General features: G+C 74.1%; 18 protein-coding genes and 2 pseudogenes. All 20 read right to left on the minus strand.

The window, feature by feature from the left end:
• Positions 1-104: 104 nt before the first annotated feature.
• Positions 105-2,219: a primosomal protein N' gene (locus RF640_RS13765; RefSeq protein ID WP_368828168.1), complete on the minus strand. Its 2,115-nt coding sequence runs from the start codon at positions 2,217-2,219 to the stop codon at positions 105-107.
• A 2-nt stretch (positions 2,220-2,221) separates the two neighbouring features.
• Positions 2,222-3,427 carry a methionine adenosyltransferase gene (gene metK / locus RF640_RS13770; RefSeq protein ID WP_368828169.1) on the minus strand — a complete coding sequence of 402 codons (1,206 nt, stop codon included), beginning with the start codon at positions 3,425-3,427 and terminating at the stop codon, positions 2,222-2,224.
• Between the two features lie 70 nt (positions 3,428-3,497).
• Positions 3,498-4,730: a bifunctional phosphopantothenoylcysteine decarboxylase/phosphopantothenate--cysteine ligase CoaBC gene (coaBC, locus tag RF640_RS13775; RefSeq protein WP_017832310.1), complete on the minus strand. Its 1,233-nt coding sequence runs from the start codon at positions 4,728-4,730 to the stop codon at positions 3,498-3,500.
• Between the two features lie 34 nt (positions 4,731-4,764).
• Positions 4,765-5,322, minus strand: coding sequence for a DNA-directed RNA polymerase subunit omega (gene rpoZ, locus RF640_RS13780; RefSeq protein ID WP_017832309.1), 558 nt, complete (start codon positions 5,320-5,322; stop codon positions 4,765-4,767).
• 29 nt (positions 5,323-5,351) lie between these two features.
• Complete coding sequence (gmk, locus tag RF640_RS13785; protein WP_031282390.1) at positions 5,352-5,951, minus strand: guanylate kinase; 600 nt, start codon at positions 5,949-5,951, stop codon at positions 5,352-5,354.
• 68 nt (positions 5,952-6,019) lie between these two features.
• Positions 6,020-6,334, minus strand: a complete 315-nt coding sequence (gene mihF / locus RF640_RS13790; protein WP_017832307.1) for an integration host factor, actinobacterial type — start codon at positions 6,332-6,334, stop codon at positions 6,020-6,022.
• Between the two features lie 176 nt (positions 6,335-6,510).
• Positions 6,511-7,428, minus strand: a complete 918-nt coding sequence (pyrF, locus tag RF640_RS13795; protein WP_368828170.1) for an orotidine-5'-phosphate decarboxylase — start codon at positions 7,426-7,428, stop codon at positions 6,511-6,513.
• Complete coding sequence (gene carB, locus RF640_RS13800; RefSeq protein WP_368828171.1) at positions 7,421-10,741, minus strand: carbamoyl-phosphate synthase large subunit; 3,321 nt, start codon at positions 10,739-10,741, stop codon at positions 7,421-7,423. Before carB ends, pyrF begins: the two co-directional genes overlap by 8 nt.
• A gap of 1 nt (position 10,742) precedes the next feature.
• The gene (gene carA, locus RF640_RS13805; RefSeq protein ID WP_017832304.1) at positions 10,743-11,999 is read right to left on the minus strand and encodes a glutamine-hydrolyzing carbamoyl-phosphate synthase small subunit; all 1,257 of its coding nucleotides are present in this window, start codon (positions 11,997-11,999) and stop codon (positions 10,743-10,745) included.
• 61 nt (positions 12,000-12,060) lie between these two features.
• Positions 12,061-12,564, minus strand: a complete 504-nt coding sequence (locus tag RF640_RS13810) for a hypothetical protein (RefSeq protein WP_017832303.1) — start codon at positions 12,562-12,564, stop codon at positions 12,061-12,063.
• 40 nt (positions 12,565-12,604) lie between these two features.
• On the minus strand, positions 12,605-13,921 hold the full coding sequence (locus RF640_RS13815; protein ID WP_017832302.1) for a dihydroorotase: 1,317 nt from the start codon (positions 13,919-13,921) through the stop codon (positions 12,605-12,607).
• Between the two features lie 6 nt (positions 13,922-13,927).
• On the minus strand, positions 13,928-14,926 hold the full coding sequence (locus RF640_RS13820) for an aspartate carbamoyltransferase catalytic subunit (protein ID WP_017832301.1): 999 nt from the start codon (positions 14,924-14,926) through the stop codon (positions 13,928-13,930).
• Positions 14,923-15,546 carry a bifunctional pyr operon transcriptional regulator/uracil phosphoribosyltransferase PyrR gene (gene pyrR / locus RF640_RS13825; RefSeq protein WP_017832300.1) on the minus strand — a complete coding sequence of 208 codons (624 nt, stop codon included), beginning with the start codon at positions 15,544-15,546 and terminating at the stop codon, positions 14,923-14,925. The genes RF640_RS13820 and pyrR overlap by 4 nt, the downstream gene beginning before the upstream one ends.
• A 22-nt stretch (positions 15,547-15,568) precedes the next feature.
• Entirely contained in the window at positions 15,569-16,126 is a 558-nt protein-coding gene (locus RF640_RS13830) for a hypothetical protein (protein WP_368828191.1), read from the minus strand.
• A gap of 53 nt (positions 16,127-16,179) precedes the next feature.
• Positions 16,180-16,341: pseudogene (locus RF640_RS13835) on the minus strand (ATP-binding cassette domain-containing protein); the annotation flags it as partial.
• 71 nt (positions 16,342-16,412) lie between these two features.
• On the minus strand, positions 16,413-16,823 hold the full coding sequence (gene nusB, locus RF640_RS13840; RefSeq protein WP_031282389.1) for a transcription antitermination factor NusB: 411 nt from the start codon (positions 16,821-16,823) through the stop codon (positions 16,413-16,415).
• Entirely contained in the window at positions 16,820-17,383 is a 564-nt protein-coding gene (gene efp, locus RF640_RS13845; protein WP_017832295.1) for an elongation factor P, read from the minus strand. The genes nusB and efp overlap by 4 nt, the downstream gene beginning before the upstream one ends.
• Before the next feature lie 77 nt (positions 17,384-17,460).
• Positions 17,461-18,576 carry a 3-dehydroquinate synthase gene (gene aroB, locus RF640_RS13850; RefSeq protein WP_109222648.1) on the minus strand — a complete coding sequence of 372 codons (1,116 nt, stop codon included), beginning with the start codon at positions 18,574-18,576 and terminating at the stop codon, positions 17,461-17,463.
• The gene (locus RF640_RS13855; RefSeq protein WP_368828173.1) at positions 18,573-19,184 is read right to left on the minus strand and encodes a shikimate kinase; all 612 of its coding nucleotides are present in this window, start codon (positions 19,182-19,184) and stop codon (positions 18,573-18,575) included. Before RF640_RS13855 ends, aroB begins: the two co-directional genes overlap by 4 nt.
• 128 nt (positions 19,185-19,312) lie before the next feature.
• A pseudogene (aroC, locus tag RF640_RS13860) lies at positions 19,313-20,509 on the minus strand (chorismate synthase); the annotation flags it as partial.
• Positions 20,510-20,561 lie beyond the last annotated feature (52 nt).

Below are 20,561 nucleotides of genomic sequence, written 5' to 3' on the forward strand. Positions count from 1 at the left end.
GCGCGGCCCCAGGACACCAACCAACCACACCGCGGCCCGTGCGCCAACACCCGGGCGCACCCGCCGCTGCGCCGACCACGGGTGCGCCTGGGCCGGCGCGGTCCTCAGAGCAGGTCGGTGACGTCGCAGCGCACGTGCACCGGGGCGTGCTTGCGCAGCGCGGAGGCCTTCGACCGGGCGGCCCGCAGCCGGCGGGTGACCTCCCCGGCCACGCCGTAGCCGAAGAACAGCAGCGCCCGGTGCGGGGCCGGCTCCCCCTCAGGCCCGGGCTCGTGGTCCTCCAGGGGGGCGGGCCCGATGACCCGCACGGCGGGCGGCAGCTCGAGGTCGGCCAGGAACGCCGCGACCGCCGCGGCCGGGCCCGTCACGGCCGCCGAGCGCACGGCCGGGGGCAGGCCCAGGGACTGGCGCTCCACCAGCTCGCGCTCGGCGTACCCGGCCGGGTCCCACCGCACGAGCGCGCCCACGGCGGCCTCGTGCTCCGCGGTGACCACCACGATCCCGCCGTCCCGGGCGCGGCGCACCAGCGCGGCGGCGTTGAACCACCGGCGCAGCGTCTGCTCCGCGGCGCGCAGGGCGGGGCGCATCAGCATCCGGTTGCCGTCCAGCAGCAGGGCGGCCGCGTAGCCGCCCTCCGCGACCGGCTCGGCGCCCGGGGTGGCCACGACGAGAGCGGGCGTGCCGGGGACGTCCGCGCGCACCGCGTCGCCCGAGGACGCCACGACGGGCACCTTCGGGAACGCCCGCCCCAGCTCCTCGGCGGTGCGCAGCGCCCCGACGGTGACCAGGCGCATCCGGGGGGACCCGCAGGCGGCGCAGGACCAGGCGTGCGCCGAGCGGCCGCACCAGCCGCACCGGGGCACCCCGCGCCGGGACACGACCCCGAGGGGCCCGTCGCAGGCGGTGCAGCGGGCGGGCTCCCGGCAGCGCTCGCACGCCAGGTGCGGGGCGTAGCCGGCGCGGGCGACCTGGACCAGGACGGGGCCCCGCTCGAGGGCCTCGCGGGCCGCGCGGTAGGCCGTCTCGGGCAGCCGGGCCCGGGAGGCCAGCGGGTCCCGGGCGGCGTGGAAGGAGTCGGCGGTGGAGACGATCCGCGGGGCGTGGACGCGCAGCACGTCCCGCGCGGGGGCGATCCGGCGGGCCCACCCGGAGACGACGAGGCGCTGGGCCTCGGGGCTGACCGCGTGACCGGCGAACAGCGCCGCGCACCCGCTGCGCCCGGCGCGCAGCAGCAGCACGTCCCGGACGTGCTGGTAGGGGGCGCGCTGCTCCACAAGGTTCTCGTCGCCGTCGTCGAAGCACGCCACGAGGCCGAGGTCGTCCACGGGGGCGTACGCGGCGGAGCGGGTGCCGAGGACCACCCGCACCTGCCCGGTGGCCGCGGCCAGGAACGCCCGGTAGCGGGGCGTGGGCCCGTCCTCGGCGTGCAGGCGCGCCAGGTGCTCCCCGCCGATCTCGTCCGCGACCGAGCGCTCGAGCCGCGCCAGCGCCTTCTGGTCCGCGACGACGGCGACCGCCCCGCGCCCGGCCCGCCACGCCGCGCCGATCGCGGCGGCCAGGACGTCCGTCCAGTCGTGGGCGGGATGGGCGGGGAGCACCTCGACGACGGCCCGCGGGGAGGCCCCCGCCGCCAGCTCCGCCAGGAACTGCGCACCGCCGGCGTAGTCCGCCAGCGCGGCGTCGTGGGATGGACCCGGGGCGTGCGGGGACAGCCCGGTCGAGTGGCCGGGCACCTCGGCCAGCCGCTGCTCGACCTCCTTCTCCACGCGGGCGACGCGGGGCGGGACGGCCACCCGGACGACGTCCGCGGCCGTGCCGGCCGAGCGGGCGGCGACGTCCTCGGCCAGCCGCGCGATCTCCGGGGCGAGCACGGGCAGCGGGGACAGCACCCGGCGCAGGGGCTGGATCCGGTGCATGACCTCGGACTCGCCCGTGCGCTCGAGCACGAAGCCCGTCAGCTCCTGCCCGCCGAAGCCGACCTTGACGCGGGCGCCCGGCACCGCCGCCCCGGCCAGCTCGGCCGGCACGAGGTAGTCGAACGGGCGGTCCAGGTGCGGGACGTGGGTGTCCAGCAGCACCCGGGCCACGGGGTCGTGCTCGGCCGGCAGCACCGCGCCCACGCCCTTGGCGTCCTCGCGCGGGGGCCGGGGCGGGAAGCCCGAGAGGAGCGACAGCTGCCGCGGGCCCTCCGCGGCGTCCCCGGCGCCCTCCGGGTCCACGGTCAGACCCCGGCGGCCGACCGCAGGTCCGCGACGCGGTCGGTGCGCTCCCAGGTGAACTCGGGCTCGGAGCGGCCGAAGTGCCCGTGCGCGGCGGTGCGCGCGTAGATGGGGCGCTTGAGATCGAGGTCCTCGATGATGGCCAGCGGCCGCAGGTCGAAGACCTCACGGATGGCGTGCTCGATCCGGGTGGGGGCGACCTTCTCGGTGCCGAAGGTCTCGACGTAGAGCCCGACGGGGGCGGCGCGCCCGATCGCGTACGCGACCTGGACCTCCACGCGGTCGGCGAGGCCGGCCGCCACGACGTTCTTGGCCACCCAGCGCATCGCGTAGGCGGCGGAGCGGTCCACCTTCGAGGGGTCCTTGCCGGAGAAGGCGCCCCCGCCGTGGCGGGCCATGCCGCCGTAGGTGTCCACGATGATCTTGCGGCCGGTCAGACCGGCGTCCCCCACGGGCCCGCCGCGCACGAAGTTGCCGGCCGGGTTGATGATCACCTGGGTGCCGGAGAGGTCCAGCCCGGACTCCTCGAGCACGGGGCTGATCACGCTGCGGCGCAGGTCGGAGGCGAGCTGGTCGAGGTCGTAGCCCTCGACGTGCTGGGCGGAGACCACCACGGTGTCCACGGCCACGGGGCGGTCGCCGTCGTAGCCGAGGGTGACCTGGGTCTTGCCGTCGGGGCGCAGACCCGGCAGCACGGCGGTCTTGCGCACGCGGGTGAGCTGCTCGGAGAGGCGGTGGGCGATGTGGATCGGCGCCGGCATCAGCACCTCGGTCTCGTCGGAGGCGTAGCCGAACATGATGCCCTGGTCCCCGGCACCCTGGGCGTCGCGGGCGTCGCGGGCGGTGCCCTCGCGGACCTCGAGGGACTGGAACACGCCCTCGTAGATCTCCGGGGACTGCTCCCCGACGCTGATGGACACCCCGCAGAACTCGCCGTCGAAGCCGTGCACCGAGGAGTTGTAGCCGATGTCGAGCAGCGTCTTGCGCACCACGTTGGGGATCTCCACGTAGCCGCGGGTCTTCACCTCGCCGGCGACGTGCACCAGCCCGGTGGTCACCATGGTCTCGACCGCCACGGAGGACTCGGGGTCCTGGCGCAGGAGGTCGTCCAGGATGGAGTCGCTGATCTGGTCGCAGATCTTGTCGGGGTGTCCCTCCGTGACGGACTCGGAGGTGAACAGTCTCAGGTGCTGGGTCGTCTCGCTCACGGGAGACCACACTACCGGGCGCCCCGGACGGCGCAGCGCCGCACCGGTCGGCGCCGCCGGCCCGGGCGGGTCAGGCTCCGGCGCGGACGCCGGCCAGTTCCTGGGCGATCCGCGCCACGAGCCCGCGGGCCACGTCCGTCTTGGAGCCCTCGAGCACCTGCTCGGGGGCCCCGGCCGCGCTGAGCACGGTCAGGGTGGTGGTGTCCTGGCCGAAGACGAGGTTCTCGCCCACGTGGTTGACGGCCAGCAGGTCGCAGCCCTTGCGCACGAGCTTCCGGCGCCCGAACGTCAGGGGGTCGGTCTCGGCGTCCCCGGTCTCGGCGGCGAAGCCGACGAGGAGCTGGCGGCGCCGGGCGGTGTTGCGCAGGTCCACGAGCTCCTTGAGGATGTCGGGGTTGCGCACCAGCTCGAGCACGGGGTTGGACCCGTCCTCGGCCTTCTTCAGCTTGGCGTCGGCGATCCGGGCCGGGCGGTAGTCGGCCACCGCGGCGGCCATCACCACGACGTCGGCCCGCGCCGCGGCGCGCACGCAGGCGCGGCGCAGCTGCTCGGCGGTGCCGGCGTGCACGACCTCGACGCCGGCGGGCACCGGCGTCTCGAGGTGGGCGGCCACGAGGGTGACCGCGGCACCGGCGTCCCGGGCGGCGGCGGCGATCGCCACGCCCTGCTTGCCGGAGGAGCGGTTGCCCAGGAAACGGACGGGGTCCAGCGGCTCGCGGGTGCCGCCCGCGCTCACGAGCACCCGCGTGCCGGCCAGCGGGCCGTCGGGGGCGCCGCCGTCCCCGGCCAGGCGAAGCGCGGCGTCGCGGACGACCTCGGGCTCGGGCAGCCGGCCGGGGCCCGAGTCGGGGCCGGTGAGCCGGCCGTCGGCGGGCTCCAGGACGGTGTGCCCGTGGGCGCGCAGCTGCGCGACGTTGGCCTGCACGGCCGGGTTGAGCCACATCTCGGTGTGCATCGCCGGGGCGAACAGCACCGGGGCGCGCGTGGCGAGCAGCGTGGTGGTCAGCAGGTCGTCGGCGTGCCCGTGGGCGGCGCGCGCCAGCAGGTCGGCGGTCGCCGGGGCGACGACGACGAGGTCGGCGGCCTGGCCCTGGTGGACGTGGTTGACCTCGTCCACGCGGTCGAAGACGTCCGTGCTGACCCGCTGGCCCGAGAGCGCCTCCCAGGTGGGGGCGCCGACGAAGCGCAGCGCGGCCTCGGTGGGGACGGGCACCACCGTGTGGCCGCTCTCGGTGAACAGGCGCAGGAGCAGCGCCGCCTTGTACGCGGCGATGCCCCCGCCGATGCCGAGGACGATCCTCACGCCGCCGCGCCCCGTCGTCGGGGTGCCGGCCGGCTCACAGGTCCTGGAGGTCCCCGGGCTCGCGCCCCGGCTCCTCCGGAGCGGCGTCCGCCGCGTCGCCGGCGCCGTCGGAGGCGTTGTCGGCGGCGATGGCCGCGCCGCTGCCGGGCAGGTCGCCCAGCGGCTCGGCGGGGCTGTCGTCGCCCGAGGAGAAGTCCACCGAGGTGCCGCCGGAGAAGGCGGCGTCCGCGGAGAAGTCCACGGCGCTCTCCTCGGTGCCCTGGGCGAAGAAGTCGGCGCCGAAGACGTCGGCGGCGAGGTCGGCCTCCGTGGTGAGCTGGCCGTTCTCGGCGAACCCGGCGTGCTCGACCGGGCGACCCTCGATGAGGCCCTCGTCGATCTCGCGGAAGGCGATCGACAGCGGCTTCTCGTTGAGCTGGGTGTCCACGAGGGGACCGACGTACTCGAAGAGGCCCTCGTGCAGCTGCGAGTAGTAGGCATTGATCTGCCGGGCCCGCCGGGCGCCGAAGATCACGAGTCCGTACTTGGAGTCGGACTTCTTCAGCAGGGCGTCGATCGGCGGGTTGATGATGCCTTCGGTGTGGGTAGACAAGCGATTGCTCCAGACGGGGTGGACGGGTCTCAGGATGCCGGCTCGGGGTCGACCCCCATGAGCTGCACGAGTTCGGCGGCGGCGCGCTCGACCCGGTCGTTGATCACGGTGTGGTCGAACTCCGGCTCTGCCGCGAGCTCCAGTTTAGCGGTTTCCAGCCGGACCCGCTGTTCGGCCGCCGTCTCGGTGCCCCGGCCGACGAGCCGGGCGACCATCTCGTCCCAGCTGGGCGGGGCGAGGAACACGAAGTTGGCCTCCGGCATGGTGTTGCGGATCTGGCGGGCGCCCTGCAGGTCGATCTCGAGCAGGACGCTGAGCCCGCGCTCGAGGGCCCGCTCCACGGTGGAGCGCAGCGTGCCGTAGCGGTGCGAGTTGTGCACCACGGCCCACTCCAGCAGCTGCCCGTCGCGGGCCATGGCGTCGAACTCCTCGTCGGAGACGAAGAAGTAGTGGGTGCCGTCGACCTCCCCGGGGCGGGGGTCCCGGGTGGTCGCGGACACGGACAGCCACACCTGCGGGTAGTGGTCCCGGACGTAGGTCGAGACCGTGCCCTTGCCCACGGCCGTGGGTCCGGCGAGCACGGTCAGGGACGGGCGCGCGGCGCGGGGCGCGTCGAGGCTCACGGGCATCCTCCTGGGACTGGGGTGTTTCCCCCAATCTAGCGGATCGCGCCCGGGGCCTCCGCGCCCCGCCCGGCTCAGCGGTCCAGGTGCTCGATGAGCGCCCTGCGCTGGTGCACGCCGAGCCCGCGCAGCCGCCGAGTGCGGGCGATGCCGATCTCGTCCATGATGGCCGCGGAGCGGACCTTGCCGATGCCGGGGGTGGCCTCGAGCAGGTCCGAGACCTTCAGCCGGCTCACGGCCTCGTCCCGGTCCGCGCGGTCGAGGATCTCGGCGACCGTCATGCGGCGCTCGCGCAGCCCCTTCTTCACGTCGGCGCGCGCCGTCCGTGCCCGGGTCGCCTTCTCCCTCGCGGCGGCTCGCTCCTCGTCGGTCAACGGACGCAGTGCCATGTGGTTCCTCCTCGTCGCCACGGACTGCAGCCCCCGTCCCACGAGAGGACGGACAGCCCGTTTGCTAAAGAAACTACATGAAGAACGATGCTTCGCAAGGCGACACGACCGTGGTGTGACCAGGGGTGTCGTCGCCGGGGAGCCGGCGGGAGGAGGCGCGGGACCACCGCGGGGGCTCAGTCCAGGGCTGCCGCCAGCTCCCCTGCCGAGCGCAGGACCGCCTCCCGCAGCGCCGGCACCTCCGGTCCCCGGCGCAGGATGGCCCGGCTCGAGGCCGCGAGCACCTGCCCGGCCGCGGCGCCGAACACGGCCGGGAGCTCCTCGGCGCGGGCGCCCTGCGCGCCGTAGCCGGGGGCGAGCAGCGGCCCGCGCACCGCCGTCAGGTCGATGCCGAGCTCGGTCAGCGCGCTGCCGACCGTGGCGCCCACCACGAGCCCGCAGGAGCCGAGACCGGCCCGGGCGGCCGGCTCTCCCCCGGAACCGCGGAGCCGGTCGTTCTCGGCGGCGGCCGCGGCGCACACGGAGCCGGCGACGGACTCCCGGCCCCCGACGTGCTGGACGGAGCGACCCTCGGGGTTGGAGGTCAGCGCCAGCACGAACGTGCCGCGGCCGGTGCGGGCCGCCAGGTCGAGGGCCGGGCGCAGCGACTCGAAGCCGAGGTAGGGGCTCAAGGTCACGGCGTCCGCCGCGAGCGGGGACCCCTCCCCCAGCCACGCGTCCGCGTAGGCCCCCATCGTGGAGCCGATGTCCCCGCGCTTGGCGTCGGCGACCGTCAGCAGCTCCGCCGAGCGCGCCTGCGCGAGCAGCTCCTCGAGCACGGCGAAGCCGGCGGCGCCGTAGGGCTCGAACAGCGCCACCTGGGGCTTGATCGCGGCGGCGTGCCCGGCGGCGGCCTCCAGGACCGTGAGCGCGAACCGGCGCAGGCCCTCGGCGGAGCGGGGCAGGCCCCACGCGTCCAGCAGGCCGGGGTGCGGGTCGATGCCCACGCACAGGGGCCCGTGCTCGTCCATCGCGGCGCCCAGCCGCGCGCCGAAGGGCGCCCGGCCGGGCGCCGGGGTCACGGGGCCGGGCGCCGGGGCGGTGTCCTCAGGCACGCACGGCCTCGGGCTCGCCAGCGCGCAGGAGGACCTCCAGGCGCTGCTCGTGCTCCTGCAGGCTCGTCACGTCCCACGAGTAGGAGCGCAGCGCGGTGACGGCCTGCAGGGCGGCGCCCAGCACGGAGACCGTGGTCATCAGGGGCACGCCCACGCTGGTGGCCGCGGCGCGGATCTCGTAGCCGTCGCCGCGGGCGGCACCGCCGGCCGGGGTGTTGAAGATCAGGTCGATCTCCCCGTCGGCGATGAGGTCCACGATGGTCTGCTCCCCGGGGGCCGTCTCGCGGATCTTGCGGACCACGGTGGACTCGATGCCGTTGCGGCGCAGCACGTCCGCGGTGCCGCCGGTGGCGAGGATCTCGAAGCCGAGGTCGCGGAACATCCGCACGTAGGCGATCGAGGAGCGCTTGTCCTTGTTGGCCACGGACACGAACATCCGCCCGGACGTGGGCAGGGAGACGTTCGCCGCCGCCTGCGCCTTGGCGAAGGCGGTGTCGAAGTACTTGTCCAGGCCCATGACCTCGCCGGTGGAGCGCATCTCCGGGCCGAGCAGGGAGTCGACCACCGCCCCCTCGGCGGTGCGGAAGCGCGCGAAGGGCAGGACGGCCTCCTTCACGGCCACGGGGGCCGAGGCGGGCAGCGTGGACCCGTCGATCCGCTGCGGCAGGTGGCCCTGGGCCCGCAGCTGGGCGATGGTGGTGCCGGTGCCGATGAGGGCGGCGGCCTTGGCCAGCTGCACGCCCGTGGCCTTGGAGACGAACGGCACGGTGCGGGAGGCCCGCGGGTTGGCCTCGATGACGTAGAGGATGTCGGAGGCCACGGCGAACTGGATGTTGATGAGCCCGCACACGCCCACGCCGCGGGCGATGGCCAGGGTGGCCTCGCGCACGCGCTCGACCACGTCCGGGCCGAGGGTGATGGACGGCAGGGTGCACGCGGAGTCCCCGGAGTGGATGCCGGCCTCCTCGAGGTGCTCCATGACGCCGCCCACGTACAGGTCCGTCCCGTCGTAGAGGGCGTCCACGTCGATCTCGATGGCGTCCTCGAGGAACTTGTCGATCAGCGCGGGCCGCGAGGCGGAGACCTCGGTGGCGTTCTGCAGGTAGCGGGCCAGGGCCGGCTCGTCGTAGACGATCTCCATGCCGCGGCCGCCGAGCACGTACGAGGGACGCACGAGCACCGGGTAGCCGATGTCGTCCGCGATCCGCTTGGCGGCCTCGAAGGTGGACGCCGTGCCGTTCTTCGGCTGGCGCAGCCCGGCCTCGGCGAGGACCCGGGCGAACTCCCCGCGGTCCTCGGCGAGGTCGATGGCCTCCGGGGTGGTGCCGAGGATCGGCACGCCCGCGGCCTTGAGCTGGGCGGCGAGCTTGAGCGGGGTCTGCCCGCCGAGCTGCACGAACACCCCGAGCAGCCCGCCGGTGCGCCGCTCCGTCTCGACGACCTCCATGACGTCCTCGAAGGTCAGCGGTTCGAAGTACAGCCGCGTGGAGACGTCGTAGTCGGTGGAGACGGTCTCCGGGTTGCAGTTGACCATCACGGTCTCGTGCCCGGCCTCGCGCAGCACCATGGAGGCGTGCACGCACGAGTAGTCGAACTCGATGCCCTGCCCGATCCGGTTCGGCCCGGAGCCGAGGATCATGATGGAGGCGCGCTCGTGCCGGCCGACCTCGCTCTCCTCGTCGTAGGAGGAGTAGTGGTACGGGGTGAACGCCTCGAACTCCGCCGCGCACGTGTCGACGGTCTTGAACACGGGGCGGATGCCCAGCGCGTGGCGCACGCCGCGGACCACGTCCTCGGCCAGGTGGGCGAGCTCGCCGATCTGGGCGTCGGAGAAGCCGTGCCGCTTGGCCAGGCGCAGGGTGCGCACCGTGAGGTCGGCGTCCTGGCGCACCACGTCCGCGACCTCGTTGAGCAGCACCAGCTGGTCGAGGAACCAGGGGTCGATGCCCGTGGCCTCGTAGAGCCGCTCCACGGACGCGCCGGCCAGCAGGGCCTGCTGGACCTGCTGGATCCGCTCGGTGGTGGGCGTGCGGGTGGCGTCGACGAGCCGCGCCAGGGCGTCGTCGTCGAGCTCGGGGCGCACGAACGAGAAGCTGGAGCCCTTCTGCTCGAGGGAGCGCATGGCCTTCTGCAGCGCCTCGGTGAAGTTGCGCCCGATCGCCATGGCCTCGCCGACCGACTTCATGGTGGTGGTCAGCGTGGGGTCCGCGGCGGGGAACTTCTCGAACGCGAAGCGCGGGATCTTCACGACGACGTAGTCCAGCGTCGGCTCGAAGGACGCGGGGGTCTTGCGGGTGATGTCGTTGGGGATCTCGTCGAGGGTGTAGCCCAGCGACAGCTTCGTGGCGATCTTAGCGATCGGGAAGCCCGTGGCCTTGGAGGCGAGGGCCGAGGAGCGGGAGACGCGCGGGTTCATCTCGATGACGACGACGCGGCCGGTGTCCGGCTCGATCGCGAACTGGATGTTGCACCCACCGGTGTCCACGCCGACCTCGCGGATCACGGCGATCGCGATGTCCCGCAGGTTCTGGTACTCGCGGTCGGTCAGCGTCATGGCCGGGGCCACGGTGATCGAGTCCCCGGTGTGCACGCCCACGGGGTCGAAGTTCTCGATGGAGCACACGACCACGACGTTGTCGTTCTTGTCGCGCATCATCTCCAGCTCGTACTCCTTCCAGCCGAGGATGGACTCCTCGAGGAGCACCTCGGAGGTGGGGCTGTACTGGATGCCGGCGCCGGCGATGCGGTGCAGGTCCTCCTCGTCGTAGGCCAGGCCCGAGCCGAGGCCGCCCATCGTGAAGGACGGGCGGACCACCATGGGGTAGCCCAGCTCCTGGGCGGCGGCCAGGGCCTCGGGCATGGAGTGCACGATGACGGAGCGGGCGGACTCGGCGCCGCAGCGCTCCACCACGCCCTTGAACTTCTCGCGGTCCTCGCCCAGGTTGATGGCCTCGACGTTGGCGCCGATCAGCTCCACCCCGTACTTGTCGAGCACGCCGTTGGCGTCGAGGGCGATCGCCGTGTTGAGCGCCGTCTGCCCGCCCAGGGTGGGCAGCAGGGCGTCGGGCCGCTCCTTGGCGATGATCTTCTCCACCACCTCGGGGGTGATGGGCTCCACGTAGGTCGCGTCGGCGAACTCGGGGTCGGTCATGATGGTCGCCGGGTTGGAGTTCACGAGGATGACCCGCAGGCCCTCCTCCTTGAGCACCCGGAGGGCCTGCGTGCCCGAGTAGTCGAACTCGGCGGCCTGTCCGATGACGATCGGCCCGGAGCCGATGACCAGAACGCTGGTGAGATCTGTCCTGCGCGGCATGTCAGTTCTGCCCTTCTTCCTGTGCGTTCGGGGTGTCCTCGGGGCTCTGGGCGCCCTGGGCGCCGCCGGGGACGGCGTTGTCGACGGTCGGGTCGGCGCGGCCGTCCCGGTGGCTGTCCATCAGCTCGATGAACCGGCCGAAGAGGTAGGAGGCGTCGTGCGGGCCGGCGGCGGCCTCCGGGTGGTACTGCACCGAGAACGCGGGCAGGTCGAGGCAGTTGAGGCCCTCCACCACGTCGTCGTTGAGGCACACGTGGCTGACCTCGACGCGGCCGAACTCGCCCAGGGGCGCCTCGACCGGGCCGTCGAGGGGCGCGTCCACGGCGAAGCCGTGGTTGTGGGCGGTGATCTCCACGCGCCCGGTCCGCCGGTCCAGGACCGGCTGGTTGATCCCGCGGTGGCCGAAGACCAGCTTGTAGGTGCCGAAGCCCAGGGCCCGGCCGAGCAGCTGGTTGCCGAAGCAGATGCCGAAGAACGGGATCCCGGCGCGCAGCACCTCCCGCAGCGTCTCGATCTGCCGCTCGGCGGTGGCGGGGTCGCCGGGGCCGTTGGAGAAGAACACCCCGCGCGGGGCCAGGGCCCGGATCTGCTCGAAGCCGGTGTCGGCGGGCACCACGTGCACCCGCACCCCGCGCTCGGCGAAGCGGTGCGGGGTCATCGACTTGATGCCGAGGTCCACCGCCACCAGCTCGTGCAGGACCTCGCCGGTCCAGCCGTGCTCGGCGGGCTCCACGACGTAGGCCTCGGGGGCGGAGACGGTCTCGGCGAGCCGGCGGCCCTCCATCCGCTCGGCGGCGCCGACCTCGGCGACGAGCTCGGCGTCGGGGCGCAGCGCGGCGTCCCCGGAGAAGATCCCGCCGCGCATCGCGCCGCGGTCCCGCAGGTGGCGGGTGATGGCCCGGGTGTCGACGTCCTGGATGCCGACGACGCCCTGGGCCACCAGCTGCTCGTCGAGGGACCCCTCGGAGCGCCAGTTGGACGGGCGGCGGGCGGCGTCGCGCACGACGTAGCCGGACACCCAGATCCGCCGGGACTCGGCGTCGGCGGCGTTGACGCCGGTGTTGCCGATGTGCGGGGCGGTCTGCACGACGAGCTGGCCGGCGTAGGACGGGTCGGTGATGGTCTCCTGGTAGCCGGTCATGCCGGTGGAGAACACGGCCTCGCCGAGGGCGGTGCCGAGGGCGCCGTAGGCGCGGCCGCGGAAGACGCGGCCGTCCTCCAGCACGAGCACGGCGGGGTCAGTGGTGATCGAGCTCAAGGTCGTCCTCACGTTCGGGTCTGTGGGTCGGGAAGGCGGGGCGGCGGGTGCCGCCGGCGGGTCAGGAGTGCGGTGCCGGGACGATCGCCTCCACGGCGTCGAGGAGGCGCTGCTTGTCCTCGGCCCGCTGGGTGCGGAAGCCGGTGTCCACCACGGTGGAGCCCAGCCGCCAGGTCAGCACGGCGAGCCCGTCCCGCTCCACGAACTTGCCGACCATGCCGGAGCTGGTGCCCACGGCCACGAGGTCGGCGGCGGGGACGAACAGGCCCGGGGCGCCCTGCCGGTCCAGGAGCACGCCGTCGTCGTGGACCAGGGCCGTCGCCCGGGCGCGCACGCCCAGTCCGTGGGCCGCGATCCGCTCGAGCGGGGCGCCGGTCTCCGTGGTGCTCACGTACATGCCCGGGACCACGAGCCGGGGCTCGCGCTCCTCGATCCCCTCGGGCGGCGCGGCCGGCGCCGCGATCCCCGACTGGCGTCGCACGCGCGTGCGCCAGCCCCGGCGGAGCAGGGCGAAGAGCACGGCGAGGACGATGACCGTGACGAGCACGGTGCTGAGCTGGTCCATGGGACGGGGGCCTCCGGGCGGTGGAAGGGGGTCGGCGCGGTCAGGCGGCGGGGGTCGGGGCGGGGGTGTTGAGGGCCCCGTCGAGGACGGTGGGGTGGCCGCGGAAGAAGGTGGCGCGGACCGCGCCGGGCAGCTCCATGCCGCGGTAGGGGCTGTTGCGGCCCTTGGACGCGTGCCGGGCGGGGTCCACCACGGTGGTCGCGGCCGGGTCCCACAGGGTGAGGTGAGCGGGCTCGCCCTCCTCGAGCGGCCGGCCCTGGCCGGCGAGGCGCCCGATCCGGGCGGGGGTCGCCGAGGTGATCCGGGCGACGTCGCGCCAGGTCAGCAGGCCGGTGTCGACGAGGCTGAGCTGGACCACGGACAGCGCGGTCTCGAGCCCGGTCATCCCGTTGGCCGCGCAGGACCACTCGCACTCCTTGTCCTCGGCGGGGTGCGGGGCGTGGTCGGTGCCGATCACGTCGATGGTGCCGTCGGCCACGGCCGCGCGCAGGGCGTGCACGTCCTCGTCCGTGCGCAGCGGCGGGTTGACCTTGAACACCGGGTCGAAGCTGCGGACCCGCTCGTCGGTGAGCAGCAGGTGGTGCGGGGTGGCCTCGGCGGTGACGTCGATGCCGCGCTGCTTGGCCCAGCGGACGATGTCCACGGAGCCCCTGGTCGAGAGGTGGCAGATGTGCACGCGGGAGCCGACGTGCTCGGCGAGCAGCACGTCGCGGGCGATGATGGCCTCCTCCGCGACGGCGGGCCAGCCCGTCAGCCCGAGCTCGGCGGACACGGCGCCCTCGTTCATCTGGGCGCCCTCCGTCAGCCGCGGCTCCTGGGCGTGCTGGGCCACGACGCCGTCGAAGCCCTTGACGTACTCCAGGGCCCGGCGCATGAGCACCGGGTCGTGCACGCACATGCCGTCGTCGGAGAACATCCGCACGCCCGCGCGGGACTCGGCCATCGCCATGATCTCGGACAGCCGCTCGCCCTTCAGACCCACGGTCACGGCGCCCACGGGACGGACCTCGACCCAGCCCGCGGAGCGGCCCAGCTCGTGCACCTGCTCCACCACACCGGCGGTGTCCGCCACGGGATCGGAGTTGGCCATCGCGAAGACCGCGGTGTAGCCGCCGAGCGCGGCCGCCCGGGTGCCGGTCTCGACGGTCTCGGCGTCCTCCCGGCCGGGCTCGCGCAGGTGCGTGTGGATGTCCACGAGCCCGGGCAGGGCCACGAGCCCGGCGGCGTCGAGGATCCGGGCGTCGCCCGCGTCCGCGGCGAGGTCGGGGCCGATGCGCCGGATCACGCCGTCCTCGACGAGGATGTCGGCGGTCTGCTCGCCGAGCAGCTGGGCGCCCTGGATGAGGTACGAGGTCACGAGAGGTCAGCGCTCCTGGGGGTGCGGGGTGGAGGTGGGGTCGAGGTCGTCGCCGGAGAGCAGCAGGTAGAGCACCGACATCCGCACGGAGACGCCGTTGCGCACCTGGTCCAGGACCGTGGAGCGCGGGGAGTCCGCCGCGGCGGAGGAGATCTCCAGCCCGCGGTTCATGGGTCCCGGGTGCATGATCGCCGTGGCGGCCCCGGCGGCGTCGAGGGCGGCGACCCGCTCGGGGGTGAGCCCCCACTCCCGGGCGTACTCCTGGGCGGTCGGGAAGAACGCGGCGTGCATCCGCTCCCGCTGCACGCGCAGCATCATCACCGCGTCCGGGGCGGGGTCCAGGGCCTCGTCGAGGGAGAAGACCACCCGGCACGGCCAGTCCGCGATGCCGACGGGCAGCAGGGTGGGCGGGGCCACGAACGTGACCCGGGCGCCCAGGGTGGTGAACAGCCACAGGTCGGAGCGGGCCACCCGGGAGTGCAGGACGTCGCCGACGATCACCACGTGCATGCCCTCGAGGTCGAGCCCGCGGGTGCTCTCGCGGCCCTCGGTGCGGGCACGGTGCTGGCGCAGGGTCATGGCGTCGAGCAGGGCCTGCGTGGGGTGCTCGTGGGTGCCGTCGCCGGCGTTGACCACCGCGGCGTCGATCCAGTCGGACTCCGCGAGCTGCTGCGGGGAGCCGGAGGCCGAGTGCCGGATCACCACGGCGTCGGCGCTCATCGCCGCGAGGGTCTGGGCGGTGTCCTTGAGGGACTCCCCCTTCGAGACCGAGGAGCCTTTCGCGGAGAAGTTGAGGACGTCCGCGGACAGGCGCTTGGCGGCCGTCTCGAAGGAGATGCGGGTGCGGGTCGAGTCCTCGAAGAAGAGGTTGACCACGGTGCGGCCCCGCAGCGCGGGGAGCTTCTTGACGGAGCGCTGGCCCACGGCGGCCATCTGGTCCGCGGTGTCCAGGAACGTCAGGGCGGCGTCGTAGGAGAGGTCCTTCGTGGACAGCAGGTGCCTCATGCGCCGGTTCCCGGCACGGTGGTCTCGATGACCACGCAGTCGGCGTTCTCCGCCGCGCGGGGCTCGGGGTCGGTCTCGGCCAGCCGGACCCGGACCTTCTCCTGGGAGGAGGTCGGCAGGTTCTTGCCCACGTGGTCGGCGCGGATGGGCAGCTCCCGGTGGCCGCGGTCGACGAGCACGGCGAGGCGGACCACGCGGGGCCGGCCGACGTCCACGAGGGCGTCGAGGGCGGCGCGCACGGTGCGCCCGGAGTACAGGACGTCGTCGACGAGGACCACGGTGCGCCCGTCGATGCCCTGCACGGGGATGCGGGTCGGCTGGGGGGCGCGGGCGGGATTCTTGCGCAGGTCGTCGCGGAACATCGTGACGTCGAGCTGGCCGAGGCTCGCGGCGGCGTCGAAGCCGGTGTCGGAGGCTGCGATCTTGGCGGCGATCCGCTGGGCCAGCGGGTAGCCGCGGCGCGGGATGCCGAGCAGGACGAGGTCCGAGCTGCCCCTGTTGGCCTCGAGGATCTCGTGGGCGATGCGCGTCAGGGCGCGGTCGATGTCGGCTGCCGAGAGGATGACGCGCGCGGCGGCGGGTCCCGTCGAGGGACCGGCCGCGGAGGTGTCGTCGTTCATGGGTGCCGCCTCCTTCCCCGCCTCACAGGACGGACTTAAAGGTTGCTTGCTCGCCCCAAACTAGCACAGCGGCCCTGACGCCCCGGGCCCGGTGTGACGCCCGCCTCCCCCGGCGACCCCGCCCGGGCTGGGCGCTGTGGTCGGCCCGCTCCCACCAGGCGGCGGTGGCCGCGGCGGAGCCGAGGGCGACGAGCGCGACGCCCAGGACGCCGCCCGGACCGGCGCCGGCGGCGTCCGGGCCGGCCGTCCCGGCGAGGAGGGCGGGCACGGCCCAGGGGTACCACGCGCCGTGGCCGACCGCGGCGAGCACCTGAGCCACGAGGACGGTGAGGGCCACGGCCCCGGCGGTGGCCCAGGGCACGCTGGAGCGGCGCAGCTTCAGCCCCTCCGCCCCGAGGGCGGCCGCCGGCTCACCGGTCACCGGGGCGCTCCTGCCGGTGCTGCGCGCCCACCAGGCGCAGGAAGTAGGCCTCGAGGTCCTCGCGGACCACCGCGAGGCCGGTGGGGGGGGCACGCCGCCGTGGACGAGGGCGGCGGCCACGGCGTCCGGGCGGTCCGCGGCGCCGGCGTCGCCGAGCACGGCCGCGGGCCCCTCGCGGTGCGCGTCGCCGCACCCGCGGCCGAGGGCCGGACCATGCCGAGGACCGTCCGCATGACGGTGGTCTTGCCGGCGCCGTTGAGGCCCAGCAGCGCGTAGACCTCCCCCGGGCTGACCTCGAGGGTGACGCGGTCGACCGCGCGCACGGTCCCGTAGTGCTTCGAGACGCCCTGCAGGCGCAGCGCGGGAGCTGTCATGCGGACCTCCCCGGGACGCACGGTCGTGGTCCCGGAAATGGTAGCGCCCCGGGCGGGGTCCGCCGGCCCCGTCAGCCGAGCAGGGTCGGCTTCATCTGCTGCAGCCGGCCCAGCAGACCGTTGACGAAGCGCGGGGAGTCGTCGCCCGCGAGCTCCTTGGCGAGGCTCACGGCCTCGGCCACGGCGACCCCGTCCGGGACGTCGTCGTTGAACAGCAGCTCCCAGGCCCCCACGCGCAGCACGTTGCGGTCCACCGCGGGCATCCGCTCGAGGGTCCAGCCCTGGGAGTACGTCTCGAGGTACTCGTCGAGCTCACCGCGGCGCATCGTGACGCCGAGGACGAGCTCCTCGGCGTACGGGGAGACCTGCGAGTCGCTGTGCATCCGGCGCCGCTCCATGACCTCGCGGGCGTCCTCGGAACGCTGCTCGGCCTCGAAGAGGATCTCCACGGCGCGCCGGCGCGCCTTGCCCCGGGCGCTCACTCGTTGACGCGGCCCAGGTAGTCACCCGTGCGGGTGTCGACCTTGACCTTGGTGCCCTGCTCGAGGAACAGCGGCACCTGGATCTGGTAGCCGGTCTCCACGGTGGCGGGCTTGGTGCCGCCGGTGGAGCGGTCGCCCTGCAGGCCCGGCTCGGTGTAGGTGATCTCGAGGACCACGGACGCGGGCAGCTCGATGTAGAGCGGGGCCCCCTCGTGCAGCGCGATGGTCACGTTGAGGTTCTCGAGCATGAAGTTGGCGGCGTCTCCCACCACCTCACCGGGGACGGTGATCTGGTCGTAGGTCTTGTTGTCCATGAAGACGTAGTCGGCGCCGTCCTGGTACAGGTACTGGTACTCGCTGCGGTCCACCGTGGCGGTCTCGATCTTCGCACCGGCGTTGAAGGTCTTGTCGACGACCTTCCCAGAGGTGATGTTGCGCATCTTGGTGCGCACGAACGCCCCGCCCTTGCCCGGCTTCACGTGCTGGAACTCGATCACGTTCCAGAGGTTGCCCTCCAGCTTCAGGACGGTGCCGTTCTTGATGTCGTTGGTCGTAGCCACAGGTTCTCTCTCTGGTTGTCTGCGAAGTCGGCAGGTCGGCGCGGACAGGGGGGTGTCGTCCCGGACCGCGGACCAGTCTAGCTGGGCGCGCCCTCGGCGATCTCCTGGTAGCTCGCGAAGAGGATCGCGGGGTCGGGGACCTCGAGCACGCGGGGCCGGCCGACGGCGTCGAGGACGACGAAGCGCAGCAGGTTCCCGCGCGTCTTCTTGTCCCGCTTCATGACCTCGAGCAGCCGCGGCCACTGGTCCCACCGGTACGCGGTCGGCAGGCCGAGGGAGGCGAGGATGCTGCGGTGGCGCTCGACGACGTCGTCGGCCAGGTTCCCGGCGGTGCGGGCGAGCTCGGCGGCGAAGACCAGCCCCACCGAGACCGCGGCGCCGTGGCGCCACTGGTAGCGCTCGTTGTGCTCGATCGCGTGGCCGAGGGTGTGCCCGTAGTTGAGCATCTCCCGGCGGCCGGCCTCGCGCAGGTCGCCGGAGACGATCTCGGCCTTGACCCGGATGCTGCGCTCCACGAGCTCCCGGACCACCTCGGACTGCGAGTCGCGCACCGCCTCCGGGTGGTCCTCGATCAGCTCGAGGATCCGCTCGTCGGCGATGAAGCCGCACTTGACGACCTCCGCCATGCCGGTGAGCAGCTCGTTCTCGGGCAGCGTCCGCAGCGTGTCGAGGTCGCACAGCACGGCCGCGGGCGGGTGGAAGGCGCCCACGAGGTTCTTGCCCTCGGCCGTGTTGATCCCGGTCTTGCCGCCCACGGCGGCGTCGACCATGCCGAGCAGGGTGGTGGGCACGTGCACCACGCGCACACCGCGCAGCCACGTGGCGGCCACGAACCCCGCGAGGTCGGAGACCGCTCCCCCGCCCACGGACACGATCGCGTCCGAGCGGGTGAAGTCGTTCTGCCCGAGGACCTGCCAGCAGAAGGACGCCACCTGGACGTGCTTGCCCTCCTCGGCGTCGGGGATCTCGGCGGTGAACGCCTGGTAGCCCTGTCCGCGCAGCTCCTCCATGACCACGTCGCCGGTGCTGCGCAGCGCCCGCGGGTGGATGACGAGCACGCGCTGGACCCGGTCGCCGAGCACGCGGGGGACCTCGCCGAGCAACCCGTGGCCGACGAGGACGTCGTAGTTCTCGGCCGGGCGCTCCCCGGTGACGGGGATGGTCGTGACGGTGCGGGGAGCGGACTCGCTCATGCCTGGGCCTCCTGGGTGCTGTCGGTGGTGCCGCCGGCGCTCCGCGCGGAGCGCAGGCGGGTGAGCTCCGCCTCGAGGTCGGCGCCGATCTCGGCGACGGGCCGGTTGCCGCGGCCGTCGAGGGTGATGTCGGCGAGCTCCTCGTAGCAGGCGCGCCGGGACTCGTAGAGCTCCTGCCAGCGCCGCTCCGGGTCCGGCTGGAGCATGGGGCGGGTCCGGTTGCCGCTGATCCGGGGCAGCACGGTCTCGGTGTCCACCTCGAGGTAGGCGACGAGCTCGTGGCGCAGCAGCTCGCGGGTGGACGGGGTCGTGGGGGCGCCGCCGCCCACGGAGAAGATCGCGTTGGCGTGGTCCGGGTCCCGCAGGATCTCGGCCACGGTGTCCGCCTCGAGGTCGCGGAAGTACTTCTCGCCGTGCTCCGCGAAGATCTTCGAGATCACCCCGTACCGGGAGACGATGACCTGGTCGGCGTCCACGAAGTCGTAGCCGTAGAACTTGGACATGTGCAGGGCCAGGAAGGACTTCCCGGCGGCCATGGGCCCGATGAGCACCACGGGCCGCTGCGGGGTCTCGGCGGCGTCGGCCGGGGCGGGGAACTGCGCGTTCACGCCTGGGCCTCCCCTGGCTCGGCGGGCGCGGCCGCATCTGCGGGGGCCCCGGTCTCGGCGGGGGCCACGAGGGGGTCGCCCATGTGGTCGTCGCGCGCCGCGGCGGCGTCGTCCCCGAAGGCCCCGAGCTCGCCGGCGGAGTGCAGGGACTCCGGGATCGCGGCGAGGTAGGCGTCCTTGTTGCGGGCGGTCTCGGTGATCGAGTCCCCGCCGAACTTCTCCGTCACGGCGTCGGCGAGCACGAGGGCGACCATCGCCTCGGCGACCACCCCGGCGGCGGGCACGGCGCAGACGTCCGAGCGCTGGTGGTGGGCGCGGGCGGCCTCGCCGGTGGCGACGTCGACGGTGCGCAGCGCCTTCGGCACGGTGGCGATGGGCTTCATGGCCGCGCGCACGCGCAGGACGTCACCGATGGACATGCCGCCCTCGATCCCGCCGGCGCGGTTGCTCACGCGGCGCACCGCGCCGTCGGCGCCGCGGGAGATCTCGTCGTGGGCCTCGGAGCCGGGCCGGGCGGCGGTCAGGAAGCCGTCCCCGACCTCGACGCCCTTGATGGCCTGGATGCCCATCAGGGCCCCGGCCAGGCGCGAGTCGAGCCGCCGGTCCCAGTGCACGTACGAGCCGAGCCCCGGGGGCAGCCCGTAGGCGAGGACCTCGACGACGCCGCCGAGGGTCTCCCCGTCCTTGTGGGCGGCGTCCACCGCCGTCACCATGGCCTCCGCCGTGGCGGGGTCGAAGCAGCGCAGGGGGTCGGCGTCGAGGCCGGGGACGTCGGAGGGCAGCGGGCGCGCGGCGTCCACCGGGGCGCTGACGGCGCCCACGGCCGTGGTGTGGGAGACGAGCTGCACGCCCACGGCCTCGAGGATCTTCGCGGCGACGGCGCCGAGGGCCACGCGCGTGGCCGTCTCCCGGGCGCTGGCGCGCTCGAGCACGGGCCGCGCCTCGTCGAAGCCGTACTTCTGCATGCCGGTGAGGTCCGCGTGGCCGGGGCGGGGGCGGGTGAGGGGGGCGTTGCGGGCGCGGCCCGCGAGCACCTCCGGGTCCACGGGGTCCGCGGACATCACCTCGCGCCACTTGGGCCACTCGGTGTTGGCGATCTCGATCGCCACCGGCCCGCCCTGGGTCACGCCGTGGCGCACGCCGCCGAGCAGGCGCACCTGATCCTGCTCGAACTTCATCCGCGCGCCGCGCCCGTAGCCGAGCCGGCGGCGGGCCAGGGCGTCGCGGACGTCCTGGCTGGTCAGGCTCACCCCAGCCGGGACGCCCTCGATGATCCCGACGAGCGCCTCGCCGTGCGACTCGCCGGCCGTGAGCCAACGCAACATAACAACTCTTTCCGTTCGGGGTCTCGGCGACAGGGCCCCGCGGGGCGCGGCC

The organism is Kocuria sp. CPCC 205231, from assembly GCF_040980965.1.
Lineage (GTDB): Bacteria > Actinomycetota > Actinomycetes > Actinomycetales > Micrococcaceae > Kocuria > Kocuria rosea.

Bases quoted from the DNA above. Each gene is read 5' to 3' on its own strand.
- carB (WP_368828171.1), bottom strand. From the start codon at position 10,741: ATGCCGCGCAGGACAGATCTCACCAGCGTTCTGGTCATCGGCTCCGGG.
- aroB (WP_109222648.1), bottom strand. From the start codon at position 18,576: ATGAGCGAGTCCGCTCCCCGCACCGTCACGACCATCCCCGTCACCGGG.
- gmk (WP_031282390.1), bottom strand. From the start codon at position 5,951: ATGCCCGTGAGCCTCGACGCGCCCCGCGCCGCGCGCCCGTCCCTGACC.
- mihF (WP_017832307.1), bottom strand. From the start codon at position 6,334: ATGGCACTGCGTCCGTTGACCGACGAGGAGCGAGCCGCCGCGAGGGAG.
- RF640_RS13820 (WP_017832301.1), bottom strand. From the start codon at position 14,926: ATGAGGCACCTGCTGTCCACGAAGGACCTCTCCTACGACGCCGCCCTG.
- RF640_RS13810 (WP_017832303.1), bottom strand. From the start codon at position 12,564: ATGGACCAGCTCAGCACCGTGCTCGTCACGGTCATCGTCCTCGCCGTG.
- pyrR (WP_017832300.1), bottom strand. From the start codon at position 15,546: ATGAACGACGACACCTCCGCGGCCGGTCCCTCGACGGGACCCGCCGCC.